This is a genomic window from Spiribacter sp. SSL99 (genome assembly GCF_009805925.1).
GTDB classification, from domain to species: domain Bacteria; phylum Pseudomonadota; class Gammaproteobacteria; order Nitrococcales; family Nitrococcaceae; genus Spiribacter; species Spiribacter roseus.
In genome coordinates this window covers 23,510-36,887 of record NZ_MAOM01000005.1, presented here as the reverse complement: position 1 = coordinate 36,887, position 13,378 = coordinate 23,510, and the positions used below count along the sequence as shown (strand labels likewise).

Below are 13,378 nucleotides of genomic sequence, written 5' to 3'. Positions count from 1 at the left end.
GGTCATCGTGTTCGGGTTGCTGATCTTCGCCGTCGGCAGCGGGGTGGCGGCCGAGGCCGAGACCATTCACGGGGTCATCCTGGGCCGCGCGCTGCAGGGTTGTGGGGCGATTGCCGCGGCGGTGATGGCACTGGCCGCCGATCTGACCCGCGACCGTCAGCGCACCAAGGCCATGGCACTGATCGGTATCAGCGTGGGCGCGGCCTTCATGATTGCCCTGGTGGCGGGACCGGCGATTGCCGGTCAGGCGGGGCTTGGCGGGGTGTTCTGGGCTACCGCCGGGTTTGCGCTGCTGGCAGTGGCGCTGCTCTACGGACTGGTCCCCGCCGGCGGCGAGGCCACGTTCCGGCCCGAGGTCAATGCCCGCGCCGGCGGCCTGCCCGTGGTGTTGCGCAACCCTGATCTGCTGCGGCTCGATCTGGGTGTGCTGGTGCTGCATCTGATTCTTACCGCCAGTTTCGTGGTGCTGCCCGTGGTGCTCGAGTCACGCCTCGGTATCGCCGGTGATGACCACTGGATGGTGTATATCCCGGTGCTGTTGCTCTCGGTGCTGGGCATGGGCGCGATGATCAGTATCGGTGAGCGGCGCCGCATTCTGCATCGACTGCTGGCGGTGGTCGCCGTGATCGTGATCGTCGCCGACCTGGTGCTGGCCGGTTTCAGTCATTCCCTGCCGGCGTTTCTGCTGGGGTTGTGGCTGTTCTTTGTGGGCTTCAACACCCTCGAGGCCAGCCTGCCCTCGCTGCTGACCCGGTTCGCCCCCGAGGGGCTGCGGGGCACAGCGCTGGGGGTGTACTCCACGGCCCAGTTCATGGGGGCCTTTCTGGGCGGTGTGCTCGGCGGCGCGATCCAGGGCGCCTATGGCACTGCCGCGGTATTCATTTTCTGCGCACTGGCGGCCGGGGTTTGGCTGATGGCCGCCATTGGCCTGAGCGCACCGGCGTCGTATCGCGAGGCCGCAACCACTGAAACGGAGACGACATGACGGACCTGATCCCGCCCTACGGCGGCACACTCAAGGACTTGAGACTGGATGACACCACCGCGCAGGCCCGCCGGACCGCTGCCGCGGATTACCCCAGCTGGGATCTCACCGATCGCCAGCTGTGTGACCTTGAACTGCTGGCCAATGGCGGGTTCTCACCGCTTGAGGGCTTCATGGGGCAGGCGGACTATGAGGGCGTGGTCAATGACATGCGCCTGGCCGATGGCACCCTCTGGCCCATGCCAGTCACGCTGGATGTCAGCGAGGCATTCGCCGAAACCCTCGGCGCCGGTGCGCGCGTCGCCCTGCGCGACCCCGAGGGGGTCATTCTGGCGATCCTGACCGTCGACGACATCTGGCGCCCCGATCGCGAGCATGAGGCCGAGCAGGTGTTCGGGACCCGCGATGCGGCCCACCCGGCCGTGTACTGGCTGCGCGAGCACAGTCACCCGGTGTATGTCGGTGGCCGTGTGGAGGCGCTGGACCTGCCGGGGCACTACGATTTCACGCATCTGCGCCTGACCCCCGCCGAACTGCGCGAGCGCTTCCGGCGCGACGGCTGGCGCCGCGTCGTCGCCTTTCAGACCCGCAACCCGATGCACCGGGCCCATGTCGAACTGACCTTCCTCGCCGCCCGCCAGGCCGAGGCCAATCTGCTGATCCACCCGGTGGTGGGCATGACCAAGCCCGGTGATGTCGATCACTACTCGCGGGTGCGCTGCTATGAGCATGTGCTGCACAAATATCCTGAGCAGACCACCGCGCTGTCGCTGCTGCCGCTTGCGATGCGCATGGGCGGCCCCCGCGAGGCGGTCTGGCACGCGATCATCCGCCGCAACTACGGCTGCACCCACCTGATCGTCGGCCGCGATCATGCCGGCCCCGGCAAGGACAGCAACGGCGAGGAGCTCTACGGCCCCTACGACGCCCAGGACATGGTGACCCGCCACGCCGACGAGCTGGGTATTGAGATGGTGCCCTTCCGGATGATGGTCTATGTGCAGGAGCGTGCCGGTTACGCCCCCATCGACGAGGTCGACGAGGCGACGGAAACGGTGATGAACATCTCCGGGACCGAGTTCCGTCGGCGCATGCGCGAGGGCCTGGAGATCCCGGACTGGTTCGGCTATCCCGAGGTGGTCGAGGAGCTGCGCAAGACCTATCCGCCCCGGGCCCGCCAGGGCTTCACGCTGTTCTTCACCGGGTTGTCGGGGTCGGGTAAGTCGACCATCGCCAATGCCGTCATGGTCAAGCTCATGGAGCGTGGAGGACGGCCGGTGACGCTGCTCGACGGCGACCGGGTGCGCAAGCATCTGTCCAGCGAACTGGGGTTCTCGAAGGCGCACCGCGACCTGAACATCCGCCGGATCGGGTTTGTCGCCAGCGAGATCACCCGCAATGGCGGTGCCGCCATCTGCGCCCCCATCGCACCCTATGCGGCCACCCGCGATGCTGTACGGGAAATGGTGGAGTCGGCCAATGGCGGGTTCCTTGAAATCCACGTCGCCACGCCACTTGAGGAGTGTGAGCGCCGCGACCGTAAGGGGCTCTACGCCCAGGCCCGGGCAGGCCGGATCACCGGCTTTACCGGCATTGACGATCCCTATGAAGTCCCCGAGAGCCCGGCGCTGCGGATCGATACCACCGACTGCAGTGTTGAGGAGGCCGCCCAGCAGGTCCTGCTCAAGATTGAGGCGATGGGTTTCATCGATCTGGAGTGACCGGTTGTCGGTCGCCATTTGGTTGGCCGTCATGAACGGGTAGAGTGGAGACACATGGCGGGCGTCCAACCGGGCCCGCTTCATCAGTCAACGGAGGCAGTCATGGCGCGTGGAGTCAACAAAGTCATTCTCATCGGTAATCTCGGCGCCGATCCCGAGGTCCGCTACTCAGCTGCCGGCAGCGCCATTACCAATGTGCGGCTGGCGACCACCGATCAGTGGAAGGATCGCCAGACCGGCGAGCAGCAGGAAAAAACCGAGTGGCATCGCATCGTGTTCTTCGGGCGCCTGGCCGAGATCGCGGGTGAGTACCTGAAAAAGGGCTCGAAGATCTTCATCGAGGGCCGCCTGCAGACCCGCAAATGGCAGGGCCAGGACGGTCAGGACAAGTACACGACGGAAATCGTGGCCAACGACATGCAGATGCTCGATGGCGCCGGCGGTGGCGGCATGGGCGGTGGTGCCGGTGCTGGCATGAAGCAGTCCGCGCCCGCAGCAAGCCAGGAGCCGGCCCCGCAGACCGCTCCGGTGGACGACTTCGACGACGACATTCCGTTCTGAGTCTTCCGCACGTGGCAGTCGACAACGCGAAACTCGGTTCCCGACTCAATCTGAAACAGACTTCTGATTTGCGCTCACATTCGCTCGCATGGGTGAAGGGTGGGTGTGTCCTATTGCTCGTGTAGCCGTATCCTTTTGGATACTGTCAGTTTATGATCGAGGTGAGGACAACGGAAGTCTTCGCCGACTGGCTCAAGCGCCTTCGAGATCCGCAGGGGAAAGCCGCCGTGTTGCGCCGGGTCGAGCGGATCGGGCAAGGCAATCCGGGTGATACAAAGCCAGTCGGTGGTGGTGTTAGGGAGATGCGGATTCCGACGGGGCCCGGCTATCGAGTCTATTATGTATTGCGCGGTGCAACGGTCTTTGTCTTGCTGTGCGCCGGCGACAAGTCCAGCCAGTCACGCGATATCGAACAAGCGCAGGCACTGGCTAGAGAGGTCTGAGCCATGACCACTACACGGCTGTTCGATCCTGCGGAGTTCCTCGATGACGAGACAGTGATCGCGCATTATCTGTCTCAGACGTTGGCTGAGGGCGACACCGACGAGGTGCTTGAGGCGATCAATCACGTCGCGCGGGCGCGCGGCATGAGCGAGATCGCTGAGCAGAGTGGCCTCGGCCGCGAGAGTCTGTACAAGGCGCTGCGTCCTGGCGCCCAGCCGCGCTTCGACACGATTGCGCGTGTGCTTTGGGCGCTCGGTGTGCGTCTGGAGACGCGGCCCGTGCATGAGCAGCCCTTGGCCCTCGACAAGGCAGAAGCGCCTACTGGTGCGCGTTCCGGAGACGCTTGATCAGTCTCGCGGATCGCTATTGCGATTGCTCACCGAGCGCCGTTAGCGCCGCGCTGACCGACGCGACGATCGCCCGGCTGTCGCTGCCGTACTGCTCAGGACGGAGCGGCTCGCCGATCCGGATCCGAATCACTCCGTGACTCGGGATCAGCTGGCCGACGGGTAGCACAGTCTCCGTTCCCTCAATCCACACGGGAACGACGGGGACGGGATGCGCGGCCAAGAGCAGGCCGATGCCCGGCCGCAGGGGCTGCAGGGCTTCGTCCGTCCCGCGTTGCCCTTCCGGGAACCACACCAGGGAGTGACCGCGTTGCAGTGCCGCCGCCGCCAGCGCCAGGCTGCGCTGTGGTGCCGCACCGGGGTCGATCGGCAGAATCCGGGCGACATGGCTGAAAGTGCGGCGCAGGGCCGATGAGAACAGCAGCCCGGTCCACCCCGCCCAGAACAACGGCTCCATCTGCCGGCGGGTCAGGCTCTCGGTGAGGGCGATGGGGTCATAGGCGCTGACATGCCGCGGGGTGATCAGGAATGGGCCGTCCTGCGGCCATTCCCCTTCGACCTCGATCCGGGCGAAGCGTCGATTGAGCTGCCGGCAGGCGCCCAGGGCCAGCCGGGCCGTGGCGTAGCGCAGTGGACCTCGGGGTGTGAGCAGGCGGGTTGATGATTCATCGAGCAGCGCCTCGGGGTCGGCCAGCTGCTTGGTCAGGGTTGCCGGTGCCTGTCCCTCGGCGGCGAGTGCCGCTGGATCGGCCTGGATCACTTCCTGGAGGAGGTCGCGAACGGTTTCCACCCGGCCAATCGCGGCATCATCGAGCTCGATACCGATCTGATCCCGCAGCGCCAGTCCCAGGTCCATCCATCCCAGCGAGTCGAGTCCCAGATCCTGATGGAGTCGGCTGTCCGGGGTCAGGCGCGTGTTCGCGAAGCGGCCGGCCAGGTAGCGCCAGGTCGCCAGCGCGGCTTCATCGGCGAGCAGCGCCTGGTCTTCGGGTGCCATGGCCTCGGTGTCGATGGGCGCCTGGCGTGTCTCTGGCTGATCGCCACCGAGACGCTCGAAAAGGCGCGCCAGGTGGGGACGGCGCAGCTTGCCGAGGCGGGTCCGGGGCAAGGGATCGACACTCAGGCGGACCTCGCCGATCGCATGATGGGTGGGCAGATCAGTGCGGGCCGCCCGCAGCGCCTCATTGATCCGTGCCTGCCGTGTCTCCTCGCGATCATCCGTGTCGGCGGCAACGATCACCGCGGCGAGCCGGCCGTCGTGTGTCAGCACGCCCGCCTCGCGGATGGCTGGTTGTGCGTTCAATACCCGCTCGATGCGCTCCGGATCAATGTTCTCGCCGCCCGCCAGCACCAGGGTGGACGACAGTCGCCCGCTGAGGTGCAGGTAGCCATCGCTGTCGATCCGGCCGCCATCTCCGGTGCGGAACCAGCCCTCGGCGTCAAAGCTCTTGTCATTGTTCACGGCGCCATGCCAGTAACCGGCGAAGACGTTGGGGCCACGGGCGCGCACCTCGCCGTCGACAATGCGCAGTGACACGCCGGGCAGGGGCCGACCGGCGGTCTCGAGGCGCGCCTCTCCCGGTGCGTTGAGGGTCAGGATCGGCGCTGTTTCGGTCAGCCCATAGCCGCTCGCCAGGGTCCAGCCCAGCCCCTGCAGGCGTCGAGCGATGACCGGATCGAGGGCCGCACCGCCATTCACGGCCAGGCGTAATGCTGGCGCCAGACGCTTCATCACCGGTCGGAACAGCCAGCGCCCCAACGGCCAGCCAAGCCGTGACTGGAGCCGCTCGCTCAACCCGACGGCGGCATGAAAGAGCCGCTGCCGCCAGGGCCGCCGACCGCCGAGGCGTTCCTCGAGTCGACTCCACAGCGCTTCGTAGAGCCGCGGCACACCCAGCAGGATGGTCGCCCGGCCCGCCCGCAGCGCCTCGGCAATACGCGGGCCCACCAGGGATCGTGGCAGGATCAGCGTCGCGCCAACGCCGAGCACCGTCAGCAGCCCCACGCTGAACGGATAGACATGGTGCAGGGGCAGGGGCAGCAGCACCCGATCGGCCGACCCGGCGATACGGGCCTCAAGCAGGGCACGGACATTACTGACCAGGTTGGCGTGGGTGAGCGGCACCCCCTTCGGCGGCCCGGTGGTGCCCGAGGTGTAGAACAGCGTGGCGGTATCCCCGGCGGCGGGCTCGTCCCGCGGCGCCGGCGCCGTCGGGGCATCATCGGGCACCGTCAGGTCCAGCGAATCGAGCTCGATGATGGGCGCGGCGGTGGGGGAATCCGGCAGCGCGGGGCGTAGGGCCCGCGTGATGTAGATCCGCGCGGGATCGGCGTCGGTGATCACATGGGCCAGGTCATCGTGGCTCATCTGGGCATCCACCGGCACCAGTACCGCACCGTGGATCAGCGTGGCGAGGGCGATGACGATCCACTCGATGCTGTTGGGGGCCTGGATCAGAACCCGGTCGCCGCGGCCCAGTCCGGCGTCCCCCAGGCTCCGCGCATGGGCCTCAGCCATGGCCAGAAGGCGATCGTAGTCAACGGATACCGGCCCGGTGGCGGTGTAGGCGATTACCGCGGGCTGTTGTGCCGTCCCCGGTGTCGCCCGGATGAGGGCGGGGATCGTCAGGCCTTCGGCGTTGCCGTCCATCTCAGCGCAGTCCCCGGTAAACGGCATGATCGGCGAGGGCCAGCATCTCGGTGTCGCCATCGGTATCGCCATAGGCATGGATGGGATGGTAATCGGCCGGGTCGAGCAGTGACTGCAGGCGCACGACTTTCTCGGCCCCGCGGCAGTTGGGACCGTCCAGTTCGCCGGTGAGGCGGCCGTTGCGGCGCTCGAGCTCGGTGGCGAGCAGTTCGATGCCCAGCGAATCCGTCCACGGCTGGATCCACTCGCGGACCGACGCCGAGATGACGATGACGCGATGCCCAGCCTGGCGATGCCAGTCCAGCCGCTGCCGGGCCTGGGGCCGGAGCAGGCGGTCCAGATGGTTGAGCGCATAATCCCGGCCCAGCGCCTGGAACGCCTCGTCGGTCATTCCCGCAAAAAAGTGCCGCAGCAGGTCGACCTTGGCCCGGTCGCGATGCACCACGCCCAGCGGCACGCCAAGCAGTGGCGGGGCCAGGCTGATGCCGGCGCGCAGGCAGCGACCCAGGCCGAACTGGTGATAGAGCAGATCACTCAGCGTATCGCGTCGGGTCAGTGTGCCATCCAGGTCGAACAGCGCCAGCGGGCGGGGTTGGGTCATGACGGTTTCCCTGCGAATGGAACGGGCATTCTGCCGGCACTCTGGTGCGAATGTACATTCGCCATGGCCACGGCTGGTCAGCGCGGCGCCGGGTGGGTAAAGTCTGAAGGCTTTCAGATCGACACCGAGCCAAAGGAGCACATGCCATGGCAACCCCGCACATCAGTGCTGAACCGGGCGACTTTGCCGAAACCGTCCTCATGCCGGGTGACCCCCTGCGGGCAAAAGTGATTGCCGACCATTACCTCGAAGACGTGAAGACGGTGACTGACACCCGCAATATGCTCGGGTTCACCGGCCGCTACGGCGACACGCCGGTCTCGGTGATGGGCTCGGGCATGGGGATCCCGTCGATGTCGATCTACGCCTTCGAGCTCTACACTCAGTACAACGTCGAGAAGATCATCCGTGTGGGGACCTGCGGCGGGATCAGCCCGACGGTCAAGGTGCGCGACATCATCGTGGCGATGGGCGCGTCCACCGACTCGAGCGTCAACCGCACCCGGCTCGCCGGCGACGACTTCGCCGCCATTGCCGATTACGGCCTGCTCGAGGCCACCGTGAACGCGGCCCGCAAGGCGGGCATTGCCCCGCAGGTGGGCAATGTCTTTTCTTCGGAGCTTTTCTACAATCCGCGCGCCAATTTCTTCGACACGCTGAAGGCCCACGGCATTCTGGCCGTGGAGATGGAAGCGGCCGGGCTCTACGGCGTGGCCGCCGAGACCGGCAAACGGGCGGTCAGCGTGCTCACGGTCAGCGATCATGTCGTGAGCGGCACATCGACCAGCGCCGATGAGCGCCAGAACAGTTTTCACGAAATGATGCAGGTGGCGCTGGAAGCCGCCGCCAACGCGCACTGACGCCAGCGGAGGGCAGGGATGCGAGTCAGTATTTTCGGGACCGGCTATGTGGGGCTTGTGACCGGCGCCTGCTTTGCCGAGGTGGGCAATGATGTCATCTGCGTGGACGTCAATGCCGATAAGATCGAGCAGCTCAACCGCGGCGAAATGCCCATCTACGAGCCGGGGCTCGAGTCGATGGTGGCGCGCAACCGCGCCGAGGGTCGGCTGCAGTTCACCACCGACGCCCAGGCGGCGGTGCAGCACGGGGAGTTCCAGTTCATTGCGGTGGGGACGCCGCCGGATGAGGATGGCTCGGCCGATCTGCGGCATGTGCTGTCCGTGGCCGACACCATCGCGACGTGGATGGATGACGAGCGGGTGATTGTCGATAAGTCGACGGTCCCGGTGGGCACGGCGGATCGGGTCCGCGAGGCGGTGGACCATCGCCTGCGCGAGCGCGGCGCCCGGGTGCCGTACGCGGTGGTCTCGAACCCCGAGTTCCTGAAGGAAGGCGCGGCCATCGATGACTTCATGAAGCCCGAGCGGGTCATCGTCGGCTGCGATGATGCGGTGGCGCGGGAGAAGCTGCACAGCCTCTACGCGCCGTTCAACCGCAACCACGATCGCCTGATCAGCATGGATGTGCGCTCCGCCGAGCTGACCAAGTATGCCGCCAACGCGATGCTCGCCACCAAGATCAGCTTCATGAACGAGCTCGCCAACATCGCCGACCGGGTCGGGGCGGATATCGAGCGCGTGCGGATCGGCATCGGCGCCGATCCCCGGATCGGCTATCACTTCATCTACCCCGGCGCCGGATACGGTGGATCGTGCTTTCCCAAGGATGTGCAGGCGCTGGCCCGGACGGCCCATGACGTCGACTATGTCCCGCAGTTGCTGCAGGCGGTGGAAGAGGTCAATGATCGCCAGAAGCACTACCTGTTCAATCGCCTGCGCGAGCATTTCGGTGGCGATCTGGCCGGGCGCCGCTTCGCGCTCTGGGGGCTTGCCTTCAAGCCCAACACCGATGACATGCGCGAGGCCGCCAGCCGTCGCCTGATGGAGTCCTTGTGGGAGGCCGGCGCCTCGGTGCAGGCCTTCGACCCCAAGGCCATGGACGAGGCGCGGCGGCTGTACGGCGACCGCCCGGGTTTCACGCTCTGCGACAGCCCTGAGGCGGCGCTGGAGGGCTGCGACGCATTGGTCATCCTGACCGAGTGGAATCAGTTCCGGAGCCCGGATTTTGATCTCATCCGGGCGCGCCTGAACGAGCCGGTGATCGTCGACGGGCGCAACCTCTACGAGCCGGCACCGCTCGCCAGCCGGGGCTTTCATTATTACGCCATCGGTCGTCCACCGGTGGCACCGGCGGCGGGCGGAGCCGGGGCATGAGCTCGGCGTCGCCGTCACTGCCCATCCATCCGGTCATTCTGTCGGGCGGCGTCGGCTCGCGGCTCTGGCCGCTGTCGCGCGAGGCCTATCCCAAGCAGTTCCTGGATGTCGCCGCCGGTGGGCGGACACTGGTCCAGCAGACCCTGGAGCGGCTGGTCGATCTGCCGGGGCTGGCCGCGCCCATGGTGGTCTGCAACCAGGCGCATCGCTTTCTGGTGGCCGAGCAGCTGCGTGACAGCCCGCTGGGCACCGCCCGTATCCTGCTCGAGCCGGTGGGCCGCAATACCGCGCCCGCGGTGGCCGTGGCCGCGCTGCAGGCCCTGCAGACCAGTGACGATGCCATTCTCGCGGTGTTTCCGGCGGACCACCTGGTGGCGCAGCCGGCCCACCTGCGTGAGGCGGTGACCCAGGCCATCGAGGCCGCCCATGCCGGCGGACTGGTGACCTTTGGCGTGGTCCCCCACCGACCTGAGACGGGCTATGGCTACATCGAGGCCGGCGAGACCGTGGGGGGCGGCCCGGCCCGCGCCGTGCGCCAATTCGTCGAAAAGCCCGATGCCGAGACCGCGCGGGCCTACCTCGACAGCGGACGGTTCTACTGGAACTCGGGCATGTTCGTCATGCGCGCGTCGGCCTATCTGCAGGCCCTCCGGACCCACGCTCCGGCCATTCTCGAGGCCTGCGAGGCGGCGGTGGCCGGGGCCGAGCAGGACATGGATTTTGTCCGCCTGGACGCGGCCGCCTTCGAGCGCTGTCCGGCCGAGTCCATTGACTATGCGGTCATGGAGCCCACTGACGCGGCCGTCACGCTGGCGCTGGATGCCGGCTGGAGTGATCTGGGCTCGTGGGCGACGCTGATGGAGGCCGCCGAGCGGGATGCGGCCGGTAACGCCCTGATGGGGGATGTCCTGACCCGTGACAGCCACAACAATTACGTGCGGGCCGAAAGCCGGCTGGTCGCCACCGTCGGACTCGAGGACCATGTGGTGGTCGAGACCGCCGATTCGGTGCTGGTGGCACCGCGCGGCCAGGTGCATGCGGTCAAGGGCATTGTCGAGCAGCTGCGGGCGGATGGTCGGTCCGAGGCGCTCGAACATCGTGAGGTCCACCGTCCCTGGGGCAGCTACGAGGGGTTGGTGCGGGCGGCGCGCTTTCAGGTCAAGCGCATCATCGTCCATCCCGGCTCGCGGCTGTCGCTGCAGATGCATCACCACCGCGCCGAGCACTGGGTGGTCGTTCAGGGCACAGCCCGTGTGACCCGCGGTGATGAGGAGTTCTTGCTGGGCGAGGATCAGTCCACTTACATCCCGCTGGGGACCGTCCACCGGCTGGAGAACCCCGGCATGATCCCGCTCGAGCTGGTGGAAGTGCAATCCGGCAGCTATCTGGGCGAGGACGACATCGTGCGCATTGAGGATCGGTATGGGCGCTAGTATTCTGCCCCCATGACACAACGAGTATATGTGCGGACTCACGGCTGCCAGATGAACGAGTACGATTCCATCAAGATGGTGGATGTGCTGGCGGCCGAAGGCGATTATGAGCGGGTCAGGACGCCGGAAGAGGCGGATGTGATCCTGCTGAATACCTGTTCGATCCGCGAGAAGGCCCAGGAGAAGGTGTTCTCCGAGCTCGGGCGCTGGCGGGCACTGAAAGACGACCACCCGGATCTGCTGATCGGTGTGGGCGGATGTGTCGCCAGTCAGGAGGGGGCCGCCATCGTCGAGCGTGCGCCCTACGTCGACATGGTGTTCGGTCCGCAGACCCTTCATCGCCTGCCGGACATGGTCACTCGGGCCCGCGAGAGTCGACGGGCGGTGGTGGATGTCAGCTTCCCCGAAATCGAGAAGTTCGACCGGCTGCCCGAGGCCCGGGCGGAGGGTCCCACGGCCTTTGTCTCGATCATGGAGGGCTGCAGCAAGTACTGCAGTTTCTGCGTGGTGCCCTACACCCGCGGCGAGGAGATCAGCCGCCCGTTCGACGACGTGCTCGCGGAATGCGCCGAGCTGGCCGAGCAGGGGGTGCGCGAGGTCACTCTGCTGGGGCAGAACGTCAATGGCTATGCGGCCGAGGGTCCCATGGGCGAGGCCGCGGACCTGGCGCTGCTGATCCATTACATCGCCGCCATCGACGGCATCGATCGCATCCGTTTCACCACCTCGCATCCGCTCGACTTCAACCAGGCGTTAGTGGATGCCTATGCCGAGGTCCCGGAGCTGGTCAATCATCTGCATCTGCCGGTCCAGAGCGGCTCCGATAATGTCCTGGCGCTGATGAAGCGCAATCACGGTCGTGATCACTTCCTCGATCTGGTGACGCGGCTGCGGGCCGCGCGCCCCGACATAACCCTGTCGTCGGATTTCATCATCGGCTTCCCCGGCGAGATGGATCGCGATTTTGAAGACACCATGGATCTGGTCGAGCAGGTCGGGTTCGACCAGTCGTTCAGTTTCATTTTCTCGCGGCGCCCGGGAACACCCGCCGCGCAATTGCCCGATGCCACCCCGCCGGAAGCCAAGAAGGCACGGCTCAAGCGCCTGCAGGCACGCCTTGACGAGAATGCCCGGGCGATCAGCGAAGCCATGGTCGGGCGGGTCGAGTCGGTGCTGGTGGATGGTCTTTCGCGCAAGGATTCCAACGAGATCAAGGGCCGCACCCAGAACAACCGGGTGGTCAACTTCCCGGGCAATCCGCGGCTGATCGGCCGCTTCGTCCAGGTGCGCATCACCGAGGCACTGGCCCATTCGCTGCGCGGCGAGCTGGTGGATATCGACACGCAGCTTGAACCGGATCTGGCCGCGGTGGAGTCAGCTTGATCGGGCGAGGCACGGCCGAGGCAGTGGACTTTACCCTGACACCGGCGGACAACGACCGGTTGGCCAATCTCTGCGGGCAGTTCGATGAAAACCTGCGTCAGCTCGAACGCCGTCTGGGTGTGGAGATCGAGAACCGCGGCCATCGCTTTCGCATCATCGGCGACGAGGCGGCCACCGATGTGGCCCGGGATGTGGTGCGGGCGCTCTATCGTCAGACACCCCGCGAGTCCATTGGCGCCGAGCATGTGCACCTGCAGCTGCGCAGCGCCGAGGCGGAGGCCGAAGACACCCCGCCGGCGGCAGCCGGTGATCAGCCGACCCCTGATGGGCCCGTGGATGACGATGTCTCCATCCCCACCCGCAAGGGGCTGATCCGGGGGCGCGGCCCCAATCAGCGCGGCTATCTGGCCGCCATTCAGCGCTGCGATCTGACCTTTGGGATCGGACCGGCGGGCACCGGCAAGACCTATCTGGCCGTGGCCTGCGCGGTGGAAGCGCTGCAGCAGGACCGGGTCGAGCGGCTGGTGCTGGTCCGCCCGGCGGTCGAGGCGGGCGAGCGACTGGGGTTCCTGCCCGGCGATCTGGCGCAGAAGGTGGATCCCTATCTGCGGCCGCTGTATGACGCGCTGTTCGAAATGCTCGGCTTTGAGCGGGTCAATAAGCTGATCGAGCGCAACGTCATCGAGGTCGCGCCGCTGGCCTATATGCGCGGGCGGACGCTGAACGGCGCGTTCATCATCCTCGACGAGGCGCAGAACACCACGGTCGAGCAGATGAAGATGTTCCTCACGCGCCTCGGCTTTGGCTCCACCGCCGTGGTCACCGGCGATGTCACCCAGATCGACCTGCCCGCCGGCAAGACCTCGGGGCTGCGGGATGCCGTGGACGTGCTCCACGAGGTCGAGGGGGTCAGTTTCACCTTCTTCAACGCCCGCGATGTCGTCCGCCACGATCTGGTGCAGCGCATCGTGCGCGCCTACGATCGCCATACCGACGATTCAAGCAACGACTGACCCGTC

The 13,378-nt window shown here is 66.5% G+C and carries 12 protein-coding genes; 10 read left to right on the top strand and 2 right to left on the bottom strand.

Annotation, left to right across the window (positions count from 1 at the left end):
• The 5 genes from BA899_RS01470 to BA899_RS01450 all read left to right on the top strand — a co-directional run.
• On the top strand, positions 1–985 hold a 985-nt coding region (locus BA899_RS01470), incomplete at its 5' end, for an MFS transporter (protein WP_159299528.1).
• Complete coding sequence (locus tag BA899_RS01465) at positions 982–2,706, top strand: bifunctional sulfate adenylyltransferase/adenylylsulfate kinase (RefSeq protein ID WP_159299527.1); 1,725 nt, start codon at positions 982–984, stop codon at positions 2,704–2,706. The genes BA899_RS01470 and BA899_RS01465, both read left to right, overlap by 4 nt.
• 102 nt (positions 2,707–2,808) lie before the next feature.
• Complete coding sequence (ssb, locus tag BA899_RS01460) at positions 2,809–3,267, top strand: single-stranded DNA-binding protein (protein WP_069134068.1); 459 nt, start codon at positions 2,809–2,811, stop codon at positions 3,265–3,267.
• 152 nt (positions 3,268–3,419) lie between these two features.
• Positions 3,420–3,710 (top strand): type II toxin-antitoxin system RelE/ParE family toxin, encoded by a 291-nt coding sequence (locus BA899_RS01455; RefSeq protein ID WP_148122426.1) that lies wholly within the window; start codon positions 3,420–3,422, stop codon positions 3,708–3,710.
• 3 nt (positions 3,711–3,713) lie between these two features.
• Complete coding sequence (locus BA899_RS01450) at positions 3,714–4,058, top strand: addiction module antidote protein (RefSeq protein WP_159299526.1); 345 nt, start codon at positions 3,714–3,716, stop codon at positions 4,056–4,058.
• A 16-nt stretch (positions 4,059–4,074) separates the two neighbouring features.
• On the opposite strand, the gene BA899_RS01445 is transcribed toward BA899_RS01450, so the two are convergent.
• Entirely contained in the window at positions 4,075–6,708 is a 2,634-nt protein-coding gene (locus BA899_RS01445) for an AMP-binding protein (protein ID WP_159299529.1), read from the bottom strand.
• Between the two features lies 1 nt (position 6,709).
• Positions 6,710–7,309: an HAD family hydrolase gene (locus BA899_RS01440; protein WP_159299525.1), complete on the bottom strand. Its 600-nt coding sequence runs from the start codon at positions 7,307–7,309 to the stop codon at positions 6,710–6,712.
• Between the two features lie 146 nt (positions 7,310–7,455).
• Here BA899_RS01440 and deoD point away from each other — a divergent pair, with 146 nt between their 5' ends.
• From deoD to BA899_RS01415, 5 genes are read left to right on the top strand one after another with little or no spacing between them, the layout of a single operon-like run.
• Positions 7,456–8,169 carry a purine-nucleoside phosphorylase gene (gene deoD, locus BA899_RS01435; protein ID WP_069134072.1) on the top strand — a complete coding sequence of 238 codons (714 nt, stop codon included), beginning with the start codon at positions 7,456–7,458 and terminating at the stop codon, positions 8,167–8,169.
• An 18-nt stretch (positions 8,170–8,187) separates the two neighbouring features.
• Positions 8,188–9,543 carry a UDP-glucose/GDP-mannose dehydrogenase family protein gene (locus BA899_RS01430; protein ID WP_159299524.1) on the top strand — a complete coding sequence of 452 codons (1,356 nt, stop codon included), beginning with the start codon at positions 8,188–8,190 and terminating at the stop codon, positions 9,541–9,543.
• Positions 9,540–10,976, top strand: a complete 1,437-nt coding sequence (locus BA899_RS01425) for a mannose-1-phosphate guanylyltransferase/mannose-6-phosphate isomerase (protein ID WP_159299523.1) — start codon at positions 9,540–9,542, stop codon at positions 10,974–10,976. The genes BA899_RS01430 and BA899_RS01425 overlap by 4 nt, the downstream gene beginning before the upstream one ends.
• Positions 10,977–10,988: 12 nt before the next feature.
• A complete protein-coding gene (miaB, locus tag BA899_RS01420; RefSeq protein WP_144347973.1) occupies positions 10,989–12,359 on the top strand; it encodes a tRNA (N6-isopentenyl adenosine(37)-C2)-methylthiotransferase MiaB in 1,371 nt (456 codons plus the stop codon).
• The gene (locus tag BA899_RS01415; RefSeq protein WP_235011849.1) at positions 12,356–13,372 is read left to right on the top strand and encodes a PhoH family protein; all 1,017 of its coding nucleotides are present in this window, start codon (positions 12,356–12,358) and stop codon (positions 13,370–13,372) included. The genes miaB and BA899_RS01415 overlap by 4 nt, the downstream gene beginning before the upstream one ends.
• The last annotated feature ends 6 nt before the right edge of the window (positions 13,373–13,378 follow it).

Coding starts and splice junctions, on each gene's coding strand:
- miaB (WP_144347973.1), top strand. CDS start 10,989: ATGACACAACGAGTATATGTGCGGACTCACGGCTGCCAGATGAACGAG.
- ssb (WP_069134068.1), top strand. CDS start 2,809: ATGGCGCGTGGAGTCAACAAAGTCATTCTCATCGGTAATCTCGGCGCC.
- BA899_RS01445 (WP_159299529.1), bottom strand. CDS start 6,708: ATGGACGGCAACGCCGAAGGCCTGACGATCCCCGCCCTCATCCGGGCG.
- BA899_RS01465 (WP_159299527.1), top strand. CDS start 982: ATGACGGACCTGATCCCGCCCTACGGCGGCACACTCAAGGACTTGAGA.
- BA899_RS01455 (WP_148122426.1), top strand. CDS start 3,420: ATGATCGAGGTGAGGACAACGGAAGTCTTCGCCGACTGGCTCAAGCGC.
- BA899_RS01425 (WP_159299523.1), top strand. CDS start 9,540: ATGAGCTCGGCGTCGCCGTCACTGCCCATCCATCCGGTCATTCTGTCG.
- BA899_RS01450 (WP_159299526.1), top strand. CDS start 3,714: ATGACCACTACACGGCTGTTCGATCCTGCGGAGTTCCTCGATGACGAG.
- BA899_RS01430 (WP_159299524.1), top strand. CDS start 8,188: ATGCGAGTCAGTATTTTCGGGACCGGCTATGTGGGGCTTGTGACCGGC.
- deoD (WP_069134072.1), top strand. CDS start 7,456: ATGGCAACCCCGCACATCAGTGCTGAACCGGGCGACTTTGCCGAAACC.
- BA899_RS01440 (WP_159299525.1), bottom strand. CDS start 7,309: ATGACCCAACCCCGCCCGCTGGCGCTGTTCGACCTGGATGGCACACTG.